Annotated in this window: 22 protein-coding genes; 12 read left to right on the top strand and 10 right to left on the bottom strand. The window is 61.6% G+C overall.

Annotation, left to right across the window (positions count from 1 at the left end):
* Nucleotides 1-108 precede the first annotated feature (108 nt).
* The 11 genes from FZI91_RS05080 to FZI91_RS05030 all read left to right on the top strand — a co-directional run bounded on the left by FZI91_RS05080 (nt 109) and on the right by FZI91_RS05030 (nt 12301).
* On the top strand, nt 109-1425 hold the full coding sequence (locus FZI91_RS05080; RefSeq protein ID WP_162526680.1) for a cell wall metabolism sensor histidine kinase WalK: 1317 nt from the start codon (nt 109-111) through the stop codon (nt 1423-1425).
* On the top strand, nt 1422-2108 hold the full coding sequence (locus FZI91_RS05075; protein WP_155937560.1) for a response regulator transcription factor: 687 nt from the start codon (nt 1422-1424) through the stop codon (nt 2106-2108). Before FZI91_RS05080 ends, FZI91_RS05075 begins: the two co-directional genes overlap by 4 nt.
* 122 nt (nt 2109-2230) lie before the next feature.
* A complete protein-coding gene (locus tag FZI91_RS05070; protein ID WP_155937559.1) occupies nt 2231-3559 on the top strand; it encodes a TetR/AcrR family transcriptional regulator in 1329 nt (442 codons plus the stop codon).
* A gap of 74 nt (nt 3560-3633) precedes the next feature.
* The gene (locus FZI91_RS05065; RefSeq protein ID WP_162526681.1) at nt 3634-4989 is read left to right on the top strand and encodes an AarF/ABC1/UbiB kinase family protein; all 1356 of its coding nucleotides are present in this window, start codon (nt 3634-3636) and stop codon (nt 4987-4989) included.
* Between the two features lie 98 nt (nt 4990-5087).
* Nucleotides 5088-6089 (top strand): alpha/beta hydrolase, encoded by a 1002-nt coding sequence (locus tag FZI91_RS05060; protein WP_155937558.1) that lies wholly within the window; start codon nt 5088-5090, stop codon nt 6087-6089.
* Between the two features lie 34 nt (nt 6090-6123).
* Complete coding sequence (locus FZI91_RS05055; protein ID WP_155937557.1) at nt 6124-6981, top strand: SDR family NAD(P)-dependent oxidoreductase; 858 nt, start codon at nt 6124-6126, stop codon at nt 6979-6981.
* Complete coding sequence (locus FZI91_RS05050; protein WP_162526717.1) at nt 6981-8528, top strand: NAD(P)/FAD-dependent oxidoreductase; 1548 nt, start codon at nt 6981-6983, stop codon at nt 8526-8528. Before FZI91_RS05055 ends, FZI91_RS05050 begins: the two co-directional genes overlap by 1 nt.
* A 22-nt stretch (nt 8529-8550) precedes the next feature.
* Nucleotides 8551-9114, top strand: a complete 564-nt coding sequence (locus FZI91_RS05045; protein ID WP_162526682.1) for an SRPBCC family protein — start codon at nt 8551-8553, stop codon at nt 9112-9114.
* Between the two features lie 184 nt (nt 9115-9298).
* Complete coding sequence (locus FZI91_RS05040) at nt 9299-10870, top strand: NAD(P)/FAD-dependent oxidoreductase (protein WP_155937555.1); 1572 nt, start codon at nt 9299-9301, stop codon at nt 10868-10870.
* A gap of 14 nt (nt 10871-10884) precedes the next feature.
* Nucleotides 10885-11451 (top strand): SRPBCC family protein, encoded by a 567-nt coding sequence (locus tag FZI91_RS05035; protein WP_155937865.1) that lies wholly within the window; start codon nt 10885-10887, stop codon nt 11449-11451.
* Nucleotides 11452-11455: 4 nt separating this feature from the next.
* A complete protein-coding gene (locus tag FZI91_RS05030) occupies nt 11456-12301 on the top strand; it encodes a metal-dependent hydrolase (protein WP_155937554.1) in 846 nt (281 codons plus the stop codon).
* A gap of 84 nt (nt 12302-12385) precedes the next feature.
* Here FZI91_RS05030 and FZI91_RS05025 read toward each other — a convergent pair whose 3' ends face one another.
* The 10 genes from FZI91_RS05025 to FZI91_RS04980 all read right to left on the bottom strand — a co-directional run bounded on the left by FZI91_RS05025 (nt 12386) and on the right by FZI91_RS04980 (nt 22056).
* The gene (locus tag FZI91_RS05025) at nt 12386-13048 is read right to left on the bottom strand and encodes a hypothetical protein (protein WP_239001950.1); all 663 of its coding nucleotides are present in this window, start codon (nt 13046-13048) and stop codon (nt 12386-12388) included.
* 154 nt (nt 13049-13202) lie between these two features.
* The gene (locus tag FZI91_RS05020; protein WP_155937552.1) at nt 13203-13967 is read right to left on the bottom strand and encodes a hypothetical protein; all 765 of its coding nucleotides are present in this window, start codon (nt 13965-13967) and stop codon (nt 13203-13205) included.
* Nucleotides 13964-15052, bottom strand: a complete 1089-nt coding sequence (locus FZI91_RS05015) for an MlaD family protein (RefSeq protein ID WP_155937551.1) — start codon at nt 15050-15052, stop codon at nt 13964-13966. Before FZI91_RS05015 ends, FZI91_RS05020 begins: the two co-directional genes overlap by 4 nt.
* Nucleotides 15049-16086: an MlaD family protein gene (locus FZI91_RS05010; RefSeq protein ID WP_155937550.1), complete on the bottom strand. Its 1038-nt coding sequence runs from the start codon at nt 16084-16086 to the stop codon at nt 15049-15051. Before FZI91_RS05010 ends, FZI91_RS05015 begins: the two co-directional genes overlap by 4 nt.
* The gene (locus tag FZI91_RS05005; protein WP_162526684.1) at nt 16083-17312 is read right to left on the bottom strand and encodes an MlaD family protein; all 1230 of its coding nucleotides are present in this window, start codon (nt 17310-17312) and stop codon (nt 16083-16085) included. The genes FZI91_RS05010 and FZI91_RS05005 overlap by 4 nt, the downstream gene beginning before the upstream one ends.
* 1 nt (nt 17313) lies before the next feature.
* Nucleotides 17314-18339: an MlaD family protein gene (locus FZI91_RS05000; protein ID WP_162526685.1), complete on the bottom strand. Its 1026-nt coding sequence runs from the start codon at nt 18337-18339 to the stop codon at nt 17314-17316.
* Nucleotides 18330-19346 (bottom strand): MlaD family protein, encoded by a 1017-nt coding sequence (locus FZI91_RS04995; RefSeq protein ID WP_239001951.1) that lies wholly within the window; start codon nt 19344-19346, stop codon nt 18330-18332. The genes FZI91_RS05000 and FZI91_RS04995 overlap by 10 nt, the downstream gene beginning before the upstream one ends.
* Nucleotides 19343-20437, bottom strand: coding sequence for an MlaD family protein (locus FZI91_RS04990; RefSeq protein ID WP_155937549.1), 1095 nt, complete (start codon nt 20435-20437; stop codon nt 19343-19345). Before FZI91_RS04990 ends, FZI91_RS04995 begins: the two co-directional genes overlap by 4 nt.
* Before the next feature lie 3 nt (nt 20438-20440).
* Nucleotides 20441-21319, bottom strand: a complete 879-nt coding sequence (locus FZI91_RS04985) for an ABC transporter permease (protein WP_155937548.1) — start codon at nt 21317-21319, stop codon at nt 20441-20443.
* A 2-nt stretch (nt 21320-21321) separates the two neighbouring features.
* Nucleotides 21322-22056 (bottom strand): ABC transporter permease, encoded by a 735-nt coding sequence (locus tag FZI91_RS04980; RefSeq protein WP_375234397.1) that lies wholly within the window; start codon nt 22054-22056, stop codon nt 21322-21324.
* 1243 nt (nt 22057-23299) lie between these two features.
* Between FZI91_RS04980 and FZI91_RS04975 the strand changes: the two genes are divergently transcribed.
* Nucleotides 23300-24229 carry a metal-dependent hydrolase gene (locus FZI91_RS04975; RefSeq protein ID WP_155937860.1) on the top strand — a complete coding sequence of 310 codons (930 nt, stop codon included), beginning with the start codon at nt 23300-23302 and terminating at the stop codon, nt 24227-24229.
* Nucleotides 24230-24243: the final 14 nt, after the last annotated feature.

Raw genomic sequence — 24243 nt, 5'->3', positions numbered from 1 at the left:
GAATACTCGGTGAACTCAGGCCTAACTCCTGTGCTGGACTATGTGACTTGCTCGGCTTTTAGCCGCACGCTGCTGGGGTGACGTTCACCGAATGCGTACGCTTTTCGCGTGACCGTCGCATCGGCCCTTCTTGTCGCGACCGCCGCAGTCGCGGCGCTTGCTGTGGGCGCTGCGCTCGGGGCGTGGCTTTCGCGTCGCTCCTCCGGGAGTCGCGCGGCCCGGAAAACTTCGCAGGTAGCCCAGACCGGTCTGACCGTTGCGCAGATGCTGGACCTCATCGTCTCCATCGCACCGACCGGAATCGTCGTCGTCGACAAGCACCAGGACGTGGTCCTGGTCAACGCGCGTGCCAGGGAACTGGGACTGGTCCGCGACCGTCAGCTCGACGAGCGCGCATGGAATGCCGCGCAGCGGACCCTGGCCACCGGTGAGGACGTCGAAGTGGACCTGACCACCAAGCCGAAGGCGCCCGGCCGCGCGGGATTTTCGCTGCGCGGGCACGTTCGCAGACTCAGTGATGCCGACACCCGCTGGGTGGTCATTTACGTCGACGACGACTCCGAGCACGTCAAGATGGAAGCGACTCGGCGGGATTTCGTGGCCAACGTCAGCCATGAACTCAAGACACCCGTCGGCGCCATGGGGGTTCTCGCGGAGGCGCTGCTGGAGTCCTCGGATGACCCGGACACCGTGCAGCACTTCGGTGAGCAGGTGCTCGCCGAATCACGGCGCCTGGGCAATATGGTCACCGAACTCATCGCGCTATCGCGCCTGCAGGGCGCTGAGAAGCTACCGGACCTGGACGTCGTCGACGTCGACCATGTGGTGTCCGAGGCGTTGACTCGCTCCAAGGTGGTCGCCGAAAACGCTGACATCGCCGTCACTACCGACGCCCCCAGCGGATTAGAGGTCCGCGGCGACGCCACCCTGCTCATCACTGCCATCACCAACCTGGTGGCCAACGCCATCGCCTACTCGCCGCCGGGATCGCCGGTGTCGATCAGCAGACGCCGCCGGGGCGACCAGATCGAGATCGCTGTCACCGACCGCGGGATCGGGATCGCCAAAGAGCATCAGGAACGTGTCTTCGAACGGTTCTTCCGGGTCGACAAGGCGCGCTCCCGCGACACCGGCGGCACTGGCCTGGGGCTGGCGATCGTCAAGCACGTCGCTGCCAACCACAATGGCGTCATCAAGCTGTGGAGCCAGCCAGGCACGGGATCGACCTTCACGCTGTCCGTGCCGGTCTACGAAGACGACGACACGGAAACACCGACCGAACAGTCCAGAACCCGCAACGGTGCGGCCAACGAGACCGCACCATTAGCCGATGGGCTTCGCGCCAGCGGTTCATCCCCAGTACCTACCAGCCGCTTACGTGAAGAGCACAAAGCGACTACTCGAGAGGAACATGTACGTCGATGACCAGTGTCTTGATTGTTGAGGACGAAGACTCGCTGGCCGATCCACTGGCCTTCCTGCTACGTAAGGAGGGCTTCGAGGCGACCATCGTCAACGACGGTCCCTCGGCACTCGCCGAATTCGAACGGTCCGGCGCCGATATCGTGCTGCTGGATCTCATGCTGCCGGGCATGAGCGGCACCGACGTCTGTAAGCAGCTGCGCGCCAAGTCCAGCGTTCCGGTCATCATGGTGACCGCGCGCGACAGCGAGATCGACAAGGTCGTCGGGCTTGAGCTGGGTGCCGACGACTATGTGACCAAGCCCTACTCGGCACGTGAGCTCATCGCGCGCATTCGGGCGGTGCTGCGCCGCGGATCGGACGGCGAGGAGACCAGCGCCGGTGACGGGGTGCTTGAGGCCGGGCCCGTCCGCATGGACGTCGACCGGCACATCGTGTCGGTGAACGGCGATGCCATCACCCTGCCGCTCAAGGAATTCGACCTTCTGGAATACCTGATCCGCAACAGCGGCCGGGTGCTTACTCGCGGCCAGTTGATCGATCGGGTCTGGGGCGCGGACTACGTCGGCGACACCAAGACCCTCGACGTGCATGTCAAACGTCTTCGTTCGAAGATCGAGGCTGATCCCGCCAACCCCGTGCACCTGGTTACCGTGCGTGGATTGGGCTACAAGCTCGAGGGATAGTCATGAGGCGCGGGCACGAAATCCGAGGATAGGTCGGCCCGGATCCTCGGCGACGTGTTTACACTCAACCGTCAACGAGGCGTGTGCACCCGCGCGCGCCGTCTAACCGGTCAGGCCCGTCGATGGAGCAGCTAGTGGCGCAGGAGACTCCTCGCCGTGGGCGGCCACCGGTATCCGGGCTTGCCGACAAACGACGTCAGCAGATTGTGGACGCGGCGTTCGCGGCGTTCACCGAGAACGGCTACGAACAGACCAGCATGGCCGACATCGCGACTCGGGCCGGGATGGGGCAGGGCACCGTCTACCGATACGTCGAGGGGAAGCGTGAGGTGCTCGACCTGGTCTTCGACACTGCCGTCGAAAGACTCTTCGAAACCCTCGCGCTCGACGACCTGCTCGACGTTGTCGGAGGGAATGCCGGTATCGATGAGCGAAACGACATCATCATGGAGGGCGGTCGCCGACTCTACGCTCTGGTGGACCGCGAACCCGCGCTGTTAAAGCTCCTCACTGTCCAGTCTGCCGCTGCCGACAAGGAACTCAAGCAGCGCGTCGTCGGTATCCAGGCGATGCTCGACTCGTATGTCCAGCGTGGCCTTGAACTCGGCCGCGAGGCCGGATGGATGCCCGAGGATTCCCAGGACTATGCCGTACTGGCCCGACTGCTGCCCTCTTTGGTGGTCCCTGGGTTCGTACTTTCGTTGAGTCGACACGATAATCCCAGTACCAGAGAGCGATTCGTGAGTTCGGCCTCCCAGATCGCTATGGCGGGAATCCTGCGGGAGGGGGTTAGTGCGGACAACGGCCCGGAACGCGTGGCGGACGAATCGGTTGAACTGCAACGTGTTCCAGTGGCAACTGTGGCTGATCGGCGTAACGAACTGCTCGACGCGGCGCTCGAGTGCTTTATGCGTGACGGCTACCATGCCGTCGGCGTGCATGAGATCGTGGAAAAGCTCGGAGTCAGTCACGGCACCTTCTACAACTATTACCAGAACAAGCGGGACTTGCTTGATGCATTGATCGTCCGCGAAGTTTCGTCGTTGGAACCGGCGCTTCCCCGGTCAGTCGCCAGAATCGAGAGTTTTCAGGGCGTCGAATCCGCACTCGTGCAAGGGTTTCAAGGCGCGTTAGAGGCTGTGGCGGGGCGGCTGCCTGTGTTGATCTTCGTCAGTACTGAGGCATCCGGCGTGGATCCGGAAGCGCTGCAATCGATTACCCAGTTCTTCCGGTACGCGGCCGTGCGGTGCGAACAGAATGTGTATTCGATGATCGGTGCTGATCGGATCAATCCGGCCATCGACACCGAGTTCCTCGGTCAGGCCTTTGTATCGCTTTTGGTCGGTGCTGTCACGTTGATGGTTGACGACGAGGAGCGGGTCGACAATATTGGCGAGTACGCACGGACCATTACCCGATTTTTGCTCTACGGCGTCAACTCGGCGTCGTAAAGCCGCGGGGGAGACGAAGGAGCACGTCCATCGGTGATCCAGTTGATAACGAGATCAACGTAACTCGAGGTGGCGTGCCCTTGCGCGCCAAGCGGGCAACGGCACTCGGAAAGGTCGTTGCCAGTCACGCCGTGCGTTCGGCGATCACGACGGCCATCAAGCCCCTCTCGGCGGATATTGCCGCCCGGCGCGATGCCGACATCCTTCGTTTCGCCGACCAATTGGTCACCGTCGCCGGATCCATGAAAGGTGCCGCGCAGAAATTGGGGCAGATGCTGTCAGTCGTAGACGTGGGTATCACATCCGCCTCGGCCAGGGATGAGTTCACCAGACGGCTCGCACCGCTATTTGACAGCGCACCAACGTTTCCCGACGAAACCATGCATGCCGCGTTGGAACAGGAGCTGGGCAGTCTGCGTGATCGGATCGTGAGCATCGAGGACGGCGCCATCGCCTCGGCGTCGATAGGGCAGGTGTATCGCGCCCGCCTCGATGACGGCAGGCTCGTCGCGGTCAAGATCCAGTACCCGGGCATCGGGTCCAAGGTCCGTGCGGACCTGAAGAATCTACAGCTGGTTGCCAAGCTGGCCGCCAAGAAGCTACCGGCAAGCAACACCCAGGCCATCGTCGCGGAAGTTCAGCGGCAGATACTCAAAGAAGTGGACTACCGAACGGAGCTGGCCAACCATCGGCGGCTGGCTGACGAGTTCCGTCACCATCCGGTGTGGCGCATCCCCGAGCCCGTGACCGAGTTGTGCACCGAACACGTCCTGGTCACCGAGTATCTCGATGGCCTGCCCTTCGACACCATTGCCGCCGACCAGGATCAGGCGGTCCGCGATTACGTTGGCGAGGCGATCTATCGTTTCTATTGCGGAGAGATGTACCGCACCGGGTTTTTTTGCGCCGACCCCCATCCCGGCAACATCATGCTGCTTACCGACGGCCGGATCGGGTTCATCGACTTCGGATTGTGCGCCGACATGCCACCGGAGGATGCGGAAGTTCAGCGTGCGGTGTTCCGTGCACTGCTGAACGGGGAGGATGATGCCGCCTACGATCTCGCACAGGCGGCGGGATTCGTGGAAGACCCCGAGAGCCTCGGCAGGCGAGAGGGTGTCGAATACATCCGGGCGGTGAGTAGTTGGCACCTCGGGGAGGGATATCTGCGGATGACGCCGGAGATTGCCAGGCTGTCCGTGGCCAATGCGGTATTGCCCGGTTCCAGGTTCTATGACGGAATTCGGAACCAGCGGTTGGTGGAGACGCACACGATGGCGCGCCGTACCGAGATGTGCGTGGCCGCGCTCCTCGGCCGGATAGGGTCCGGGGCTCCCTGGTCGGATATCGCTCGTCAATACCTTGGCTTGTCTGCTGTCACCACCCCGATGGGCGAGGCCATAGAAAGCTGGTATCACCAGCAACAATAGTGCTTTTCACACTCTTGATGGTCGACTGTTGCAATTTACCGAATGGCATGTCAGTCTATTAAAGACAGTCCCGTGTTCGAGATCGCCGAGGAGTGCTGATGACGGCCAACGTGGTGCCGCTACATCCGAACCGTGTGGAAGTCACGCGCGTCGAGCGGGGATCGCCGACGGTGCTGCTGCGTTTGGCGAGGTTGGTCATTCGGACCTTTGCGTACCCGACGATTGCCTTGTGGGCACGATTCCCGTATTTGCCGTGGCCGTACCGGGTTGTTGACCTCGCGGCCGTCGTGTTGCGACCCGTCCGGGGCATGCGTCGTTCGCGCGTTCAATTCGCACATTGTGTGGCCGAGTTGATGGCCCCCGCCCGGGGCCGATCCAGTGGTGCTGTCCTGTACCTCCATGGCGGGGCGTTCGTGGTTGGGGGTCTGAATTCGCACCGCCGACTGGTCTCCCGCATTGTCGCGACCGCCAACGTCACGTCTCTTGCTGTCAATTACCGCAAGCTGCCTGGCCACCCGGTTTCGGCGGCGGTCGAAGATGCGCTGGATGGATACCGGCACCTCATTGACATGGGTTACCAGCCCTCGGAGATCGCCATCGCGGGAGATTCGGCGGGAGGCTTTCTCGCCTTGGTTGCGGCCCTCGTCGCGCAGGAACGTGGGCTGGGCGCACCGGGTGCACTGGTATGTCTTGCGCCCCTGGTCCAGCGCGACCCAGCGGCCAAGCTCAGGGTCGCCACGCAATCCAACGACCCGCTCTTCCCTCGGTCAGCATTGACGGCCATGGAGCGGCTGATCCTGTCCGCGGAAACGGGACCGGCAGGGCTTGCATGCCTCGACAAATTTGTCGAGGCATGCCCAGCCGCTCTGGCTTGCCTGCCCCCGACGCTGATCCAGGTGGGTAGCGACGAGATCCTGCGCCCCGACGCCGAATTCGCCGCTACCCGGCTGGCCGAGGCCGGGGTGCCGGTCGAACTGCAGATCTGGAGGAATCAGGTGCACGTATTCCAAATCGCCGCTGACGTGCTCTTCGATGCGGCGGACGCTGTTGCCGAGATCTCGGCGTTTGTCAGAGCTCATGTTAATCAGCGGGCCGCATGAAGGGCGCGCACAAATACTCGTTGGGAATGCACATATGAAATTCGCAGAGATTCACGTCGATGGCGCGATCGCATTGGTCACCGGCGGCGCTCGGGGCATCGGGCTGGCCATCGTGCGCCAACTTGCGCATAAGGGTGCGCGGGTGGTGATCGCCGATCTCGATGGTGATGCTGCCGGCCGGGCGGCTAACGAGATCGGTTTAGGTGCAATAGGTATCGCTTTGGATGTGACCGATTCCGACGAGTATCTGCGTGTTGTGACTGAGATTGAGGAGTCTGCCGGGCCGATCGACATCGTGGTGAACAACGCGGGGATCATGCCCGTGGGCGCGCTGCTGGAAGAGTCCCGCGGCGTGGCGGAGGCCACGATGCGCGTCAACTTCTGGAGTCATTACATCTCGTACCAGGTGCTCGCACCACGGATGATCGCCAGGGGCAGAGGGCATTTCATTAACGTGACATCGGCTGCCGGGGCCATACATTCGCCCGGCCTGGCGAGTTATGTTGCATCGAAGCATGCTGCTACCGGATTCGCACGCAGCGCTCGCGAGGAACTGGTAGGCACCGGTGTGACGATCTCGACCGTTATGCCGGCGGCTGTCAGGACTCAACTCGTCGACGGAATTCCCTTCAAATGGTGGGAAAAACTGGGGATCATCCCGCCCGAGTGGGTCGCACGCAATGCCGTGGGGACCTTGCGGCACCGGCCGGCCGTGGTCGGCTCTCCGAGGGGGACGGTCCTCGCGCTCCGACTGCAGCATCTTGTGCCTGAATGGCTGTGGCTCCTTAGCAGGCGAATCGTGAATGCCGACAGGACCGTTGGCCCCGTGGACCGGCGGGCGCGCAGCGAGTATGACGGCCGGATCGATCAGCAGGTGCAGGAAGTCTCATGATCACTCCCGAACACGAAACCGTCATCATCGGCGCCGGGATCGGTGGTCTGGGTGCCGCCATCGGGTTGAAGCGGGCCGGGTTGACCGACTTTGTGATCCTCGAGAGATCGTCGGGTATCGGTGGTACCTGGTACAACAACCACTACCCCGATGTCGCTGTGGATGTCCCGGGGATCGTGTACCAGTTCTCCTTCGCGAAGAACCCAAACTGGTCCCGTACTTTCCCGAAGGGGCGTGAAGTACAGCAGTACATCGCTGGACTGGTGGATCAGTACCACCTGAACGATCATCTCCGGTTGGAGCATGAGGTCATGAAGCGGGTGTGGGACGAGGACAACCACCTATGGTGGCTTACCCTCGCCGACGGTCGGGTCATCACTTCGCGCTTTGTTATCACCGCGCTCGGCGCTTTCGTAGAGCCTAAGGTTCCGGACATCGCAGGTTTGGATTCGTTTGGCGGCAAGGTCATTCAATCCCAGAACTGGGACCACGACTACGACCTGAAAGGCAAGCGGATCGCCGTAATCGGCACGGGTGCAACCTCGGTGCAGCTGATTCCGCAAATGGCACGCGTAGCCTCGCGCTTGGACGTATACCAGCGCCGAGCCATTTGGGTGTTCGCAAAACCTGACTTCCCGATACCGCGTATCGCGCGGCTGGCCATGAAGTACCTTCCGGGCTTGCAATCACTGATTCGCGGTGTTGCCGCGGCGGCGGTCGAGGTAGGTCTGGTGGCGATCACGGTGTACGGCAAGCAGATAGCGCCAATAACGCTGATACCGAACTGGGCGTGTCGGGCCTTTCTGTTCACGCAGGTTCGCGATCGCGAGCTGCGTAAGAAGTTGACACCGTCGTACGGGTTCGGATGTAAGCGTCCAAGTGTCTCGAACGCCTACTATCGAACCTTCACCCAGCCGCATGTGGATTTGGTGACCGATCCGATTGCTGAGATCACCCCGACGGGGATCGTTACCAAGGATGGCGTGCATCGCGAGATTGACGTTCTCGTACTCGCCACCGGGTTTGCGATGTCTCAAAGCCCCGAGGTGTATCGTGCACGCCCCGTCAAGGGACGCAACGGGTTCGACCTCGCCGACTATTATGAGAACAATCGCGCCAAGGCGTATGAGGGCGTGACGATGCCTCAACTGCCGAACACCTTCATGGTCTTTGGCCCATTCGCGTGGAGCGGCAGCTCTTGGCACGTCATGGTGGAGAACGCAACTCGTATCGCAGTGCGGGTCATCACCGAGGCGCGTAAGCGAGGTGCGACGGCCTTCGCGGTGACCGAGGAGGCCAACGACAGGTTTTTCGACTTCATTGCGCCCAAAGCGGAGTCGACGCTCATGCACGGGCGGGCGTGCGTCAACGCCAACTCCTATTACATCGACCGCCACGGTGACTTCTCGTTCTTGCGCCCCACCACGGCCTACCAGTCGACGCGGGCCAGTAAGCGCTTCCCGCTCGATGACTTCCGCTTCGACCAGCCGCCGGCATTGGGTAAGGGCGCTTCATCTATGAAAACCACTGTCGGCAAGGCGAACTAGTCAGCTATAAAAGGGGAGATACGTGTCCAATTCGCTGCTGCTCGGGATCGCTGCAGTACTGGTCATCGTCGGTGGCGGTGTTACGGCGGTGGTGTTGGGTGCCCTGGCATCTGGGGCAAGAGGGCCGCGGCGGTTCGAGGTGTCGGGAGTTGGACCCGACGTCGACAAATACTTTGACAGCGGTTCTGCCTGGGCCGCGACGGTCGAGACCACGGTTTCCGTTCCCGCCGAGCATGTGTGGCGGCAGCTCAGCGCGGGCGACTATCTCGGTGTGGTGCCCTTCGTCACCGGGCCCCGGATCGTGGGTCTCGACCTGAGCTATCGCGCAGTCCTCATCGCGCTCAGTGAACGTATCGTCCGTAACGACCCGGCCAAGGAACTCATCGCCGTCGGCACGGGTTTATCGATTCCGCTGTTGCTGAGATCTTTCGCGGAGCGCTGGGTCCTGATTGCGGACGGCCCCAAGGTGAAGGTGCAGTGGACGGTGGCCTTCACGCCGCAGTGGATCGGGTGGTTCCCGTTGCGCTGGACCGCTTTCGCAGTCCGACCGTTCATGAAAGCGGTTCTCAAGATGGCGATCCGTTGAGCGATGCCACGAGGTTGCTCGGCGATCTGACCCGATCGGCTCGGTCAGATCCGGATCTTGTCGACCAACTGACGTGGCCGTGGCGCGGCGAACTGGGTAGGGCGAAGAATCTCGCGGAGCCATCGTCGCCATCGAACGAAACATCGATCAGCTATCCATCCTGGATATCGAGTGAGGAGTCCCCATGACGAGATCAATTCCCGACCATCACGTTGTCGTGATCGGTGCGGGTATCGGAGGCATATGCGCCGGTGTACGTCTTCAGCAGGCAGGTATTGAGGACTACGTCATCCTCGACCGGGCGACGGACCTGGGCGGAACGTGGCGTGACAACGTATATCCGGGCATTGCGGTCGACATCCCGTCGGTGATCTACCAGTTCCCGTTCTTCCGTAACCCGCAGTGGTCCCGCGTGTTCGCCCCGGGCGCCGAGGTGCAGGCCTATCACCAGCGGACCGCCGAAAAGTTCAATCTGCGGAAGCACTTCCGCTTCGGCGTCGAGGTGCGCACCGAGGAGTGGGACGAGGAAAACCATTACTGGCGGCTGAACCTCGCGGACGGATCGGTGCTTACCGCGAGATTTGTGATCTCCGCGATCGGCCCCTTCTTCGACCCGAAGCAACCCAGCATCAAGGGCCTCGAGAACTTCGCCGGTACCAGGGTTACGCCGGTGCAGTGGCTGCCGGAGCACGACGTACGCGGCAAGCGGGTGGCGGTGATCGGCACCGGAGCGACCGGCGTGCAGTTGTGCGGAGCGATAGCGGATGACACCGAATCGCTCGTGGTGTTCCAACGGACGCCCGTCTATTGCATCCCCAAACCCGACTTCCGGATTCCTGTCTTCGTCCAACGGGCACTGCGCATTCCGGGGCTGTTCTCGGTGATCGAGTGGGGTGCCCTGGTAGGTGGGAGCCTGGGGCTGTGGTTCTTGATCAATACCCCGGGGGCCGTCATGCGCCCGCTGATGCGGCTATTCGATAGGGCCGGGCGGGCGTTGTACGGGGCTTACCTGCGCGCGGTGGTCAAGGACAAGCAGGCGGCGAGAGACCTGCTTCCGGCCTTCGGGCCGATGGGGAACCGGCCGACCCTCAATTCCGCTTTCCCCCGGGTATTCAACAGGGCGCATTGCTCACTGGTCACCACCCCGATCTCGGAGGTGGTTCCCGAAGGGGTCAGGACCACGGACGGCACCGTTCACGAGGCCGACTTCCTCATCACGGCAACAGGATTCGACCTATTCTCGGAGCCCGCATCATACAAGCGGGGGCGGGTCGTCGGGGCCGGCGGTCGGGATCTGGGCGACTTCTTCAACACCGTCGGTATGCAGGCATACGAAAGCGTTTCGATCACGGGGTTCCCCAACCGCTGGATCATCGTCGGGCCATACTCTTGGACGGGTAATGGAGGATGGCACGGGTTGGCAGACACTGCCGTGACCCATATCGTCCGGGCCATCTCTTTAGCGGGTGAACAGCGTGCCACCCGTATGGAAGTACGGCAGGAAGCATTGGACAGGTTCCACCAGAGCATGCTGCGCAATGGCCGCAACCTGAAGTACTACTTCACCGAGCTCAATCACGATGTGCGGTCGTACTGGAAGAACGCCGATGACGATGTTCCCCTGCTGCGACCGACCACAACCCTGCAAGCGCGCCGGGCGGCGAAGAAGTTCCCCGCCGATGACTACCGGTACGCGAGCCATGTAGGCAATGCTGATTCGGTTGTCGCCGAAGAACGCTCGCAGGCGGTCGGCTAATGACGCGATGGCCGATGCTTGCGCCTCGGTTCGCCGTGCCCATGGCGGACGACTCTGCGTTCGATTCGGCGGCCATCGTGCTGCGCACGCGCCATACCTTTGATGCGCCCATCGGGCAGGTGTGGGCGGCGCTCGATAGCGACCGTGCCTGGTCCTGGCTACCGTTCGGTTGCGGTGTGCGGTATGACGAACCAGTCCGGCGTGCCGGCATGGAGCGGGAGATGGGTACGGTCTCGGCGCCTTGGCGATTTCTGTGGATCCAGCGGGAGAGGTTCTGGCGGTACGAACCACCCCATCGCATCACCTACTCCGCGGTGGCGGGCACCTGGCCCCTGTTGAAGCTGTGGGCCGAAGACTATGTACTCACCAGTGTTCCCGGCGGTTGCACGCTCGACTGGACCGTTGCACTGACCCCGCGCTTCTTCTCCTGGATGCCATTGCGGTGGCTGCAGCCATTCCTGCGGGTGGCATTCTCCTGGGGGATACGGCCCGGCCTGCGGTCGCACATCGAGCGCCTGGACGGCCCGGACCGTGGCCGTACGTACGTTCCGGATGCGACCGGCGACACCGGGGAGCGGTAAGGCCATGAAGAATCAGATACAGGTTCGGCGCATCTCGTTTCAGTACCCGGTGGGCTCACTGAATCGTCATTATGTGCAGGGTGATCTGATCCTGAGCCACATGCTTGCCGTGTTGTCTGCGGTCTTTCCGGAGGGCGAGGAGTTCTTCGTCCAGTCGGTGCGTCACTTCTCTGATCGGGTCACCGATCCGGAGTTGCAAGCCGAGGTCCGTGGATTCACTGGCCAGGAGGTTACCCACGGGCGAGAACACCGGATTTTGAATGATCGCTTGCATGAGATGGGCTATCCGACGCACGGCATCGAATGGCTTGTGCAGCGCTATCTCGGGCGAGTTTTCCGGCACGGGCCCAAGCTGTACTCCCTAGCGCTAACGGCGGCGTTGGAACACTTCACGGCTACTGTCGCCGAAACACTGTTGGATGACCCGAAGGTTCAGGAACTGTTGGGCGACACCGAGGTCCGCTCGATACTGTTGTGGCATGCGTTGGAGGAAAGCGAACACAAAGCGGTGGCCTTCGATGTGTACCGCACCGCCGGGGGAACCGAAAGGATGCGCATCTGGACCATGCGGTCGCTGATCGTCGGCGGCCTCGTGGCGCTGCTTGGTGCGACCGCGGTGTCCATGCTGAGGGATCGCGCAACCTACAACCCGATTCGGGTCGTACGAAGCATCAACACGGTTCGGCGCTCCCCGTTCTTCACTCGCCAGTTCTTGCAGCGGATCCGCGAATACAACCGGATTGGCTTCCATCCCAGCGATATTGACCATGCCGAGCTCATTCAGACATGGCAGGAGAAGCTCTTCGGTGAGGAAGGCGCACTCGTCGACCACCTCAAAAGGTCTTCCTGACGCCCCGCGTGCGAGTCTGGTGTGGATTTCTCAGCCGATTCCTCGAAACCCCATGATGGTGAGAGTCGTAGAACCTGGCGCCGGCTAGCGGCCCTTTACCCGGCGGTTGGTCTCCACTCGCTCGGCATCCGGCCAAATTGACCGGGCCGCAGGAGAATCGCAGAAGACTGGTGAGTCTTGCCAGTCCATGTCGATGGCACCTAAACCGGACTGTTTGTGGACCATGCAGCTTGCCGTGAGTACCTTGCGGGTGTTCAGGTCCACTTCTTCGGCGGTCATCGTCAGTGTGACGATCTGGGTATAGCCCGCCGCGGTCGGCAGGTAGAAGTCGAGATCGCGGCTGGAAAATGCGCCACTGTTGACCACTATGTAGCCGTCCCCGCTGGGATAGATGGCCTGGCCGAACATCTGAATCCGCTCGAAATGGGTGTTCTGTTTCTCGGCACGCCACACTGAAAAGCGGGTGTTCACAGCGCCATTCATCACACGGGTTGACATGGGGATGATCATCTCGTCCCGGCCGTCGCCGTCGATATCCTGCAGCCCGACAGGGGAGGGGCTGGAAGGCTCTAACAGTTCGTTGACCTCCTGGACCTTCTTGCCTGCGCGGTCGCTGATGGTGACCCGCACGGAGAGCGGCGGATAGTCGGGCCCCTCGCCGTTGTACGCGGCCGGTCGCCAGTACTGGACGTCGAAGGTGATCCCACTACCGTCGGTCGCGGACAGCCGGCAATCCGGGTGGGCCATAGGACTTTCCGGCACGATCGTGGTCGCCCGACCGGGACAGGGGGGTAGTGCAGCGTCCGCCAACGCTACTGGATGGACGGTCTGCAGCAGCGACAGGAATGCTCCCGCCGCAACTCCCGCTGCGACGGGAACAAGCGCTCGCCCTCCCACAGCGCTACCGCTGGCCTTGCACAGGGGGCTTTCCCGGCGCCGGTAGTGGGGCCGGTGCCTCGGGGAGAATCTTCTGGTCGCCCGGATGCATGATGGATGTCGCCGCGCCGCTGCCGTTCATGGGTCCGATATCCGATACCTGCCAGGTTTCGCCCTGCTTGTTCATGGTTACCTGCAGAACCAGGGTGGTCACCCGCGGCTCCGGGTTTTGAACATTGCGCGTGGTCTGGCGGGTGGTCAGTACCAGCTGGTACACATCGCCCGGCTGAAGCTTTGCTTCGGTGGCCAGAATCTCGCCCTTCGAGGTCACCTGTGCCTGCAGCATGATCGCCTTCAGCAGCTTCTCGGCATCGGTGTACTTGTTTTTGAGCGGCTCAGAGACTCCGTCCTTGACATTCTTAAAGAACGCGTCGGGGTCCTCGTAGCTGTAGGTCAGCGACTTCATCGCGTATGTGGAGGCGACCTGGGTGGCCGCCGCTCGTTCTGCCTCCGCGTGCCGCGTGGCCGCCAGCACGCCGGCAGTCTTGTGGTACTGCCAGAAGCCGGCCACAGCACCGGCGATACCCAGTATCAGGAGCGCGATGGCTATCGGCTTCCAGATGTTGCGTCCGGCTTGTTCGGGATCTACTTCGCGCGCACTTGGTGTGACCGGCGCCGCCTTCTTGTCCATAGGCTTGGACTCGGGAGTCGGGTCGACATCTGCCATCTCCGTGAGCTCGTCGGGATCGGCGTCATCCAGGGTGAGTGCGCGCTCCTTGATATCGCTCATGGCGCTGGCCTTTCTGCTGTTGTCGGTTGCGGTGTGTGGGTATTTGGTGGGACGGGCGACGCTTGGCGTGCCACACCGGGATTCGTTCTCGACTGGGGAGGGCCGGGCTGAGCCGGATCTTGCTGGGGCCACTCCGGCACGCCAAGGTGGACGCGGACGCCACCCTGGTTGTTGAAGGTCGAGTCCCAGAAGTCCAGCCAATGACCGGCATCGATCTTCAGTTCACGCATCGGGGCGACGACAGGCTCCAGGACGGTGACGAACTCGCCCAGCGGCACCGACAAGTTGTCGATGTACTCGAAGACCTTGGCCACGAGTTCGCTCGTCGGTTTGTTGTCCCCGAAGGCGGACTCGCTCAGTGGCTCCAGCCTCTCGATTGCCTTGACCATCAACGCCAGTCCCTCGATGCTGCCCGGAATCGTCTTGGAACTCTGTTTCAGGATCCCGCCCGCGTCAATGTCGCCGAGGCCGTTGGTAATCCTCGACGTGTTGCCGATGAGTGTGGTCAGCGAGTCCTTGTCGTCCTGCACCATCTGCGCGAATAGCCGAGTCGTGGTGGCGAGTCTGTCGATGGTGGCGGTGTTGTCGACCACTCCCGCGGCGACATTCTTCAAGATCGTGTTGACGTCATCGGGATTTAGCGTCGACAACAGGGCATTGCCCTTGGCCAGCAGCTCACTCACCGTGTAGGTGGGCGCCACCTTCGCCGCGGGGATCACCGCGCCGTCGCTGTAGTACGGGGGTTCGATACGGGCAGGGTTGAATTCGACGTACTGTTCGCCGGCCGCGGACAGGTTCTGCACGCTGACTGCGCTGTCTACCGGTATGGGGTAGGTGCTGTCGAGGTTCATCGACACCGCCAGACCTGTTGGGGTGGCCTGAATGTCGGTTACCCGGCCCACCTTGATACCTCGCAGTGTCACCTGCGAGGTATTCATCAGCCCGCCGGAGCTGTTCAGCATCAATGTCATTCGTTGTGTCTTGTTAGTTGAGGCAATACCCAGAACGCCGAATGACATGTATGCCGCGCCGGACAACGAGATGACGGAGAGCACGACGAGGGTGACAATTACGCTGAGCTTCATCGGACCAACCCCAGGGTCTGCATGGTCCGGATCACCGAATCGGCCCGCTCACCCGGGCTCACGCCGAGAGTTCCGTCGGGAGTCTGGATGTCGGTCACCGTGTACTTGGGCCCGCCGTCCTTGAAGAACGGGAGGATGCGGTCGCGGATGGTGCGCACCGTCTTGTCTCCCAGCACCGGGATGGTGGTGTCGGCCGTGGACACCGTCTGGATGAACGGAGTTACGTAAGACAATATTTGCATCAAGTTGGGGTAGTCCAGCAGCATTGAAATCTGTCGACCAAGTTCGCCGGCGACGGCAATCAGATCGGTGACCGTGAGTATCACCTTGGCCAGGGAGGGCAGTTTTTCGGGCCCTTCGTCCAGAAGCCGCCGGAACGTGTGTTTGTTGTCCCGGAAGTTCTTGGTGATCGTCTGCATGTTGGTCAGGATCGATCCGATGGTGTCCTGGTTTGTCGCGAGGTCGTGCAGGATCCCAGTCAGTTGCCGATGAATGCGGTCTAGCTCCTCAGGCTGCGGGAACGCCTTGTTCATGTTGAGCACCGTGGTCTGCATCGTGCTGAGACTGCCGCCGCCAACGAGATTGGACATCGACCGCATGAGGTCCTCGACATTGCTCGCGGGGACCGTGTTGGCTTGGACGATGGTGTCGCCGTCCTTCAGTCGTTCCGATGAGGGTTCTTTCGGCGGGATCATCGCGATGTAGATATCGCCGAGCACGGTGGCCTGACGTAGTTCCGCGGTGACGTTCTGGGGTAGCTTGCTTCCGCCCTCGATCTCGACGTAGACGACGGGCATGGTGCCGCGCAGTTCTACTCGGTCCAGCACTCCGATTTGTATGCCGCCTGAATCGACCTTGGCCCGTCCCGGCAGGTTGAGCACACTGGAGAACTCGATCTTGACGGTGTACTTGTCCTTGGGCAGGAATGCGCCCGGAATTGGCATTCGGGTGGGATCCAGTGCCTCGGTTGAACATCCCGCAAGCAAACCGCCGGTGATCAGCAGGGCCGTTAGGCGCGTGAAGTAACGGCTCATGACAGCGCCCCTCCCATGATGAGGTTGGTCAGGCCCAGGGTGACGGGATCTGATGCCGCCCCTGGTGCGCAGGCAGCGTCCGCGCCGGGTGTGTTGCGCTCGCGCAGGCCCTGGCAGATCGCGCTGGCCTGTGAGGGTGAAATAGCAACGCGCGGTGGTATATAGGTGACGTTATGGGTCTTCGTGATGGGCAGGTAGATATCGTCGGCCAGCCAGTTGACCAGCGGTGGCAATGACGAGAAGAAAGTCAGGATATGCGGTGTGTACGCATTGAGGATGTCGCGTAACCAGGGGAAGAGCTTGTCGGTGAGGTTCTTGTAGACGCGCCCGGATGCGCGCTGGATTATCCCGGTGAGTACCGGTAGCAGGCCGTTAAGTTGGTCTAGGGCATCAGCGAAGTTGGCGGACAGGCCTGCCAACAGTCGTGCTACATCGGGCAATGTGGTGAGGAGCGTGGAGAACTCGGGCCAGCTTTGCAGCCAGTTCTCGGTGACAATCGAGCTGTTCTCGAATAGTTGGCGGTAGTCGGCATCAGCCTTGTAGGGGTCTCCGACCATTACCGTGAGGTTGTTGAGCATCTCGCGGAACGGCGCCCCGGTGTCCTTGAGTGAATAGGCCGCCGACTTGAGGGACTCGTTGATGGCCTGCACACCGGGCGCCTTGGCGGGATCCTCGCCGGGCTGAGTCTGCATGATGGTATCTGCGAGTTTGCTTATCGCACCGAAGGATTCGGTGACCGAGACGGGTGTGCGGGTGTTCTCCAGTGGGATGCACGTCGTGCCGTTGAACTTGGGTCCGCCACCGTACGGCTTGCTGAGTTCGACACTGTGGTTGGTGATCACCGACTGGGTGTAGCTCGCGGCGCCCACATCGGCTGGCAGGTCGACATCGGAAGGAATGGTGAGGTCGACCTGCACGTGGTCGGTCTTGTTGGTGACGGCGGTGACGGTGCCTATCTCCACGCCGAGTAGCAGTACCTTGTTGCCCGGGTAGAGCCCGGCGGCGTTGTTGAAATCCGCGCACAGCGCTCGGGTGTTCTCCAGGAACGGCAATTTGGTGTTGTTGAGGTACGGACTCACCAGATTCTTGGCCGCCGGGTAGGCAAAACGCACGCCGAAGAGGGCCGCCGCAGCGACGGCCGCCACCAGCAGCACAGTGAGACCGGCACGCGCACTGGGCCGCATCCCGGCGAGGGCGGTGCGTAGAGATGTGAGAGGTGATGTCATATCAGCAGAGCCTGAAGAAGTGCGGTAGGCAGATGTCTTGCCCGGGGATAACTCGGTCGTCGGTAATGGTGATGCCGTTTCCGCTGAGCATCGGCAGCACGACGCCGACGAGCTGGCCCCACTGCTCCGCGGCCTTGCCCAGCTTGTCTGGATACTTGGTCAGCGCGTCGACGATGTCGTCAAGGCCATTGAGCATGGGCTCATAGTCTCGGGCGTAGGCCGTGAAGAGTCTGTTGAAGAGTCGTGCAAGTTCCTTGAGAAGCACGAAAACCTCGATGATGTCGGTTGTTGGCTTCGCATATTTGGAACCGAGCCGCGAGAGCATCCCGACGATCTGGATGAGGTCCTGCTTGCCGTTGGCAAATGCGCGCAGGTATTCGTTGGCGTAGTTGACGGTGTCGTGGAAATCATCGGAGGTGGGCGTCAGCGTCTGGATGAGCGCGGTGCTCTGGTCGAAGAAGTCGCGCAGCCCCTCCGGGTACTTCTTGGCGGCGTTCGCCACCTCCATGAAGGTGTCATGGATGACCTTGCCGTCCACCTTCTTGACGATCGGTGTGAACTTCTGGAATATCTGGTTGATCTCGAACGGGATTGTGGTGTGCTCTGGTGGAATTGCCTTCTGCCCCAGGGGAATATCGCCGAGTGGGTCGAGTGCCAGGAAGTGCCCACCTAGTGGGGTGAGCAACTTGATATCGGCCCGGGAATCGGCGCCGACCTCCACCGTGCGGTCCACGGTGAACCTCGTCTCGACAAGAGTCCGGTCCACCCGCACGCTGGACACCTTTCCGACGGATATGCCGGCGACCCGCACATCGTCGCCGGCACGTAAACCGCCGGAACTGCGGAGATTCGCGGTGTATGTGATCCTGCTGCCAGTGTTGACGAAGGCGACGCCGGTCGCGGCAAGTAGCGCGCCGATGATCAGCACACCGATAATCCCGTTGCGGCGATTGCGGTTCTCCTCGGCTTTTCCATCCAGGATCGCGCGGTTCCGGTTGAAGATCTTCTTGACGATATTCACTTGCACACCACCAGATCCTGATTCGCGAAGGACACTTCACCGACACCCGGAAGCTTGGCTACACCGTTCGTGCATTCGAAGGACGGCGTCGTCTGCTTCTCCTCCAACAGCGAATCCCTCATGCCCTGAATCAGATCGGGAATGAGCGACAGTCCTGCGAGAATTGTGGGGTTTTGGGGCGACGTGCGGCTCATTACGTCGTAGAGCGGATGCTGAGCTCCGTCGACCAGGTTCTCCAGATATCGGAGTAACTCGACAGCGTTGCGCAGGACGGGAAGACCGTCGGTGACTGCTCGGAGTACGCGCTCGGACTGCTTCTCTAGGGGTTCAAGGACGTCGTTGAGATCGTTGATGAGGAAGAACAACTGCTGGGAGGTGCCCTTTAGGTCTCGGGAGATGTCACCGAGATTGTTGATGATGGTGGTCAGAGCCGCTTTGCGGTCGACGGCCAGCGCGAGGACGCTGTCGATATCCCGTAAGACCGGCCCGATTCCGCGCTCGTCCCCTTGGATGATCTGCAGCAGGTTCTCGCCGAACTGGTTGAACTGTGCGGGGTCAAGCGTCTCGAACACCGGCCGGAACCCGTTGAACAGCTTGGCGATATCGAATGACGGAATGGTCTGTCCTAGCCCGATGGTGGTCCCCGCCGCGAGCTGCGCGCCCGCAGCTGCAGGTTGTCCGATTTCCACGTACCGCTGACCGACAAGTGACTGGTACCGGATTGCGACGGTGGTGTTCTGGAAGAGCGGGTGCTCGTTAAGGACGTTGAAGGTGATCTTGGCGTACTTGCCGGCAAGGTGGATGCCCTCTACCTTGCCCACCTGGACCCCGGAGATGCGGACGTCGTTGCCCACGATCAGCCCGGAGGCATCGGTGAATAGCGCGCTGTAATGCCGAGTCGGCCCGTCGACGGGTGTACGCAAGGCGTTGACGATGATGAGGGCGAGCACCACGGCCACCGCGATCACTGCCGCCAGTCCGGCCATCATGACGTAGGTCTTCTTCTTGTTCATCGCGGGCCTCCGTTCATAGAAGTCGCGGTGGACGGGCCGGAGTGGACGGGCCCCGGGGCAGAGGGGAGCGCGTTGATCAATCCTGGAGGGGCGCTGGCCAACTCGGGGGCGGGGTCCATGATCAGCTGGACATTCATGCGGACCTTGCCGTTGTCCACAGGGAACGCCGCAGTGGTGCGGTCCAGCAGGCCGTTCAGCCGGTCATAGGCGGGTGCCAGGCTGCCCAGGAAATAGGTAGCGGGAATGGCCAGATCAAGGATCGATTTGACCAGCGGCACGAGCAAGTCCTGGTGCCTACCGAGTCCGTCTCCGATGCTCTTGAGCAGGAGCGTAATTTTGTCGATCGCGGCTTGTGCCCGCTCGGTTTGGCCTGGCCCAGCCATAAATCCGAGGCTGTCCAGTAGCTGATTGACGAGGCCGATGGTGGGCACGAATTCGTTGACCCCATCGATGAACTTGCTGAAGACCGCCAGCGTCTGGGATGCGGGCACGGTCTGTGCGTCGGCCATCATCTTGAACAGGTCCCAGAATGCTTTCACCGTCGGGGATGTGAGATCGGCGTGGCGTTCCAGTGTTTGGACGATGGCGTTGAACTCGGGGGTGTCGAGAATCGCGCCCAGCTGTTGGCCCTGCCGCATGAAGCCGGTGATGGAGGCCGCTTGGATATCGCTGTTGATCTCCAGTACGCCACCGGGTTTGAGCCGTTCGCCGATTCCCTTGCTGACGAGCTCGACCGCGGCGGTCCCGAAGATGTTCGACGAGGTGAACTGGGCCTTGGTATCCGACGTGAGGGCCCGTGCCTGTCGCGCGTCCAGGATGACCGTCATGCTCTGTTGGTTGTAGCCGATGGCTTGAAGAGTCTTGACGGACCCGATGTTTAGGCCACGGAACTTCACCTCGGCGCCGGGTGCCATACCCTCGCCGATGGTGCGGGTAACCAGAGTGAGCTGGAACGGCTCGCCATAGCTGCCGATGCCGGACTGATAGAGGCCGTATCCACTGGCCGCCACCACAAGTGCAAGCGCAAGCCCGCGGATCTTCAGCGCGCCCGGGCCTGCCGAGCGCCCGCTTTCGTCTTTATAAATAGGCATCCATTACCCCGATAGTTGGATTCCGGGATTGTTGCCCCAGAAGAGCAACGTGAGCAGCATGTCGCAGAGCACCACCGCAACCAGCGAGGCCCGGATGGCACGCCCGGATGCCATACCGACACCCTCGGGTCCGCCGCCCGCGTAGTAGCCCTGGTAGCACTGGATCGCGATGATGAGGACGACGAACACGACGGCCTTGATCACCGAGTAGAGGACGTCGATGGGATGGACAAACGAGTCGAAGTAATGCTTGTAGACACCCGAGGACTGGTTGTTCACGATGTTGACCATGAATGCGCAGGAGCCGTAGGCCAGTAGCAGCGTCAGCACGTACAGCGGAACGATGATGATGACCCCGGCGATGACGCGGGTGGTGACGACGAACGGTATCGAGCGGATGCCCTGGGCTTCCAGGGCATCGATTTCCTCGGAGATCCGCATCGCTCCGATTTCGGCGGTCATCCGGCAGCCGGCCTGGGCGGCGAACCCGATGGCAGCGATCATCGGGGCCATTTCGCGGGTGTTCGCGTAGGCGGAGATGAATCCGGTGAGTGAACCCATGCCCACCATGTCCAGCGTGGAGAAGCCGATGATGCCGACGGAGGCGCCGACCGCGATACCCATGAACACCAGGACGCCGATGACACCGCCACCCACGATGATGGCGCCGTTGCCCCAGGTCATATCGACGAGCAAGGCGCCGGTCTGGCGGCGGTATCGCTTGAGGGTCTGCGGTACCGCGGCCAAAACCAGTCCGATGAAGGTGATTTGGTGACCGAGACGTTCGGCGGTGCCGCCGGTTCCCTTGGTGAAGTTCCAGATTGACCGCGCGACGCTAGGTAGCTCGTCCGGGAAGTACCGGGCGGGACGGGACGTGGCCATTGTCAGCCCACCTTCGAGGGCATGAACATGGACACGACCTGGGTGATCACCGCGTTGAGCACCATGACGGTGACGACACCGATCACCACGGTGGCGTTGACGGCGTCGGCGACTCCGCGTGCACCGCCCCGGGCTTCGAGGCCCCGTTGGCAGGCCACCAGGATGACCACGACGCCGAAGAGCCAGGTTTTCAGCACCGCCAGCAGCACATCGCCGACGTTGGCGAAGGCCGCGAACGAGGACAGATAGCTGCCTGGTGTGCCGTTCTGGAAGCCGACGTTCATGAAGTAGCCGGCGAAGATCCCCACGAAGATGATGAAGACGCAGAGCACCGGTGACACGATCAGGATTGCCGCCAGCCGCGGGGTGACCAGGCGCTGAACGGGATTGACCCCCATGACTCGCATTGCGTCGACTTCTTCTCGGATACTGCGTGCGCCTAGGTCGGTGGCCACGGCCGAGCCCGCGGCACCGCCCAGCAGCAGTGCCGCGACGATCGGTGCACCCTGTTGGATGACACCCAATCCACCTGCTGCACCGGAAATGGACGAGGCTCCCACCTGTTGGATGATGCTTCCGGCTTGCACTGCCACGATGACGCCGAAGGGAATCGAGACGAGCAGTGCCGGGACGACAGTGACGGTGAGGATGAACCAGGACTGTGCCACGGTGTCCCGCCACGGATGGCGGAGCCGGATCAGATCTGTGGCCAGGAGTGCGAACGATTGAGCCGCCATGTCCACATATCGGCCGAGTGTCTTAAGTGCCGAATCTGTTTGTGAGATCACGTACTTGGTGGGCTGCCCGACGATCGCCCGTACTTGGTCGGGCAGTGACGGGCGGACCCGAGGTGTGGTGGCGGTGAAACTACCCGTCTCGGATTTGCTGTCGGGTTGAATTGGCGTGGATTGCAGCGAGAAGTCGTCAGTCGCGGTTTCGTGTTCGGGCACCGCCACGTTACTCAGGGCTGAGTTCAACGGCGCGTCCTTCGTTTGCACACCATGGCTCTGACCACGATGGATGTTTTCGGTGATGGATGTCCAAGTAACAACGGGTAACTAGTACCAAGTGTCACATTTGGTGGGTCAGTGTGGTGTAAGTCATGCCCTTCAGTCAAGTGCGGGTCTCAACATCGCCAAGATCGCCATGTACGCCTGCCGGTAGCGGTGTGACGCCGTGTCCGGTTGGGGCATGGCGATGCAGAGGCCGTCGGAGGTCCCCCGACCTGCTCTGGCAATAATATGACTGACTTATCAGTCCGTTTATTGACTGGAGTAGACACTAGCGGAGATTCGCCATCTTGGGGGGCGATTTTGTCGGGAACTTACGCGCGAGGCCGCATCGGTCATGGTGGTGCTCACGAGCTCAATGAGTGATCGGACATATGTTTCGCGCGCGCGGGCGGGCGGTTCGCCGCGGACTGTCGGATCGGGCGCGCGGCCCAACCCTCTCCGCTGGCTATCGGAGGTAGCTGCGAGCATTGCAGTAGCCACTATCGGGCAATGGATGGGGGAGCATCAAAGGTTGCTGATCTGCCATTCGTCTCGTGTCGGGCGGCTGTTTATTAGCTAAATTATCGGTGGGGCGAATATTGCCTGGTCTTGTGGCGGAAGCCTGGAATACGGCGTTTCGCGCGCCGCATGCTGTGCAGTTCAAGTTTGCTGAAGGGAAGTCGCATCTACCGGGGCTGCCGGGAGGGGCATCTCCTGCCTGACGCTCTACCGGTTCCTCGGCGACAAGGAAGGTCCTGTTTCGCGGTCTTATTGCGTAGGTCCATTTCGTATGTCCGGAGGTATTGCGTGGTAACACGTCGGCCTTCTAGGGTGTACCAAAATACGATACTTAAAGTACTAGTAACTCTGTGTAACGGCTGTTCGTCGGTGGCCGAATCTGCCCGAGACTCCGCGAATCGCGGCAGGTTCACATCCCGTTCGACCAGGCCGCATAGACACCACATCGAGTAAGGGAGCCGCCGTGAAAATGAATCAGTTGGACCGTCACCTGGGTGTGGCCGTGGTGGAGCAGCGCCGAGATGTCGCAGATATCGGGGACATCGCACTACATGCTCGCAACGTCGCGTTCGATTTCTCGAGCTCCCCGTTGCAATGGATACCGGGCGAGTCGGTGGCATCGCATTCGCTCTCGGCGCTCAACTTCCTGCTCCCCGCAGGGGAGCAGGTGTTCGTTGACGTGTTCAGCCGGGCGCTGCCGCATATCAAGGACGAGAAGCTGCGTGAGGCGGTTGTCGGGTTCATCGGGCAGGAGCAAATACACTCCGACACGCACGATCATGCGCTGCTGGAGTTCTTCGGTCAGCACGGTATCGATGTGCGACCGCTGCGTGACCTCACTGACCGTGCGCTCGCCACCTTCAAACAGCAGATGAACCAGCTCCCACCGAAAGTGCAGTACCGAGTGATGGTCGAAGGCGTTGCCATCATTGCGGGCATAGAGCACCTCACGGCCACCGCTGGGGACTGGCTACTCAACCATGATTTCGAGAAGTTCGGCGCCGATCCGGTGATCACGGACATGTTCCGCTGGCATGGCGCTGAGGAAGTTGAACACCGCAGTGTTGCTTGGGATCTTGCCCGGCACCTCGGGGTCGGGCGGGTGCGGATGATGGCGTACTTCATCGGCTCCTGCGCGACGATACCCGTGGGCCTTGTCTTCCTCAGCTGGCTGCTCGCGCGCGCCGATCCGGCATTGCCGAAGATGGGCATGGTGCGCTGGATCTTCGAGACCAACAGGGCAATGAAGCGCGGGTCCGCCTTGAGTTGGAGTGTGATGGGGGAGGGTTTCAGGAGTTTCTTACGGCCTGGCTTTACTCCGGAATCCATTGGGGATAGTGCGCAGGCAGTTGCCTATCTGGCCAAGTCCCCGGCGGCCAAGGCTGCGACCGCGGTATGACACGGGAGGTTGTG

Source organism: Mycobacteroides sp. CBMA 271, from assembly GCF_009729205.1.
GTDB lineage: Bacteria > Actinomycetota > Actinomycetes > Mycobacteriales > Mycobacteriaceae > Mycobacterium.
The sequence above is the reverse complement of the archived record's forward strand: the minus strand, read 5'-3'. Positions and strand labels throughout refer to the sequence as shown.

Bases quoted from the DNA above. Each gene is read 5' to 3' on its own strand.
- FZI91_RS05075 (WP_155937560.1), top strand. From the start codon at position 1,422: ATGACCAGTGTCTTGATTGTTGAGGACGAAGACTCGCTGGCCGATCCA.
- FZI91_RS05070 (WP_155937559.1), top strand. From the start codon at position 2,231: ATGGAGCAGCTAGTGGCGCAGGAGACTCCTCGCCGTGGGCGGCCACCG.
- FZI91_RS05060 (WP_155937558.1), top strand. From the start codon at position 5,088: ATGACGGCCAACGTGGTGCCGCTACATCCGAACCGTGTGGAAGTCACG.
- FZI91_RS05055 (WP_155937557.1), top strand. From the start codon at position 6,124: ATGAAATTCGCAGAGATTCACGTCGATGGCGCGATCGCATTGGTCACC.
- FZI91_RS05040 (WP_155937555.1), top strand. From the start codon at position 9,299: ATGACGAGATCAATTCCCGACCATCACGTTGTCGTGATCGGTGCGGGT.
- FZI91_RS05035 (WP_155937865.1), top strand. From the start codon at position 10,885: ATGCTTGCGCCTCGGTTCGCCGTGCCCATGGCGGACGACTCTGCGTTC.
- FZI91_RS05030 (WP_155937554.1), top strand. From the start codon at position 11,456: ATGAAGAATCAGATACAGGTTCGGCGCATCTCGTTTCAGTACCCGGTG.
- FZI91_RS05025 (WP_239001950.1), bottom strand. From the start codon at position 13,048: ATGGCCCACCCGGATTGCCGGCTGTCCGCGACCGACGGTAGTGGGATC.
- FZI91_RS05020 (WP_155937552.1), bottom strand. From the start codon at position 13,967: ATGAGCGATATCAAGGAGCGCGCACTCACCCTGGATGACGCCGATCCC.
- FZI91_RS05015 (WP_155937551.1), bottom strand. From the start codon at position 15,052: ATGAAGCTCAGCGTAATTGTCACCCTCGTCGTGCTCTCCGTCATCTCG.
- FZI91_RS05010 (WP_155937550.1), bottom strand. From the start codon at position 16,086: ATGAGCCGTTACTTCACGCGCCTAACGGCCCTGCTGATCACCGGCGGT.
- FZI91_RS05005 (WP_162526684.1), bottom strand. From the start codon at position 17,312: ATGACATCACCTCTCACATCTCTACGCACCGCCCTCGCCGGGATGCGG.
- FZI91_RS04995 (WP_239001951.1), bottom strand. From the start codon at position 19,346: ATGAACAAGAAGAAGACCTACGTCATGATGGCCGGACTGGCGGCAGTG.
- FZI91_RS04990 (WP_155937549.1), bottom strand. From the start codon at position 20,437: ATGCCTATTTATAAAGACGAAAGCGGGCGCTCGGCAGGCCCGGGCGCG.
- FZI91_RS04985 (WP_155937548.1), bottom strand. From the start codon at position 21,319: ATGGCCACGTCCCGTCCCGCCCGGTACTTCCCGGACGAGCTACCTAGC.
- FZI91_RS04980 (WP_375234397.1), bottom strand. From the start codon at position 22,056: ATGGCGGCTCAATCGTTCGCACTCCTGGCCACAGATCTGATCCGGCTC.
- FZI91_RS04975 (WP_155937860.1), top strand. From the start codon at position 23,300: ATGAATCAGTTGGACCGTCACCTGGGTGTGGCCGTGGTGGAGCAGCGC.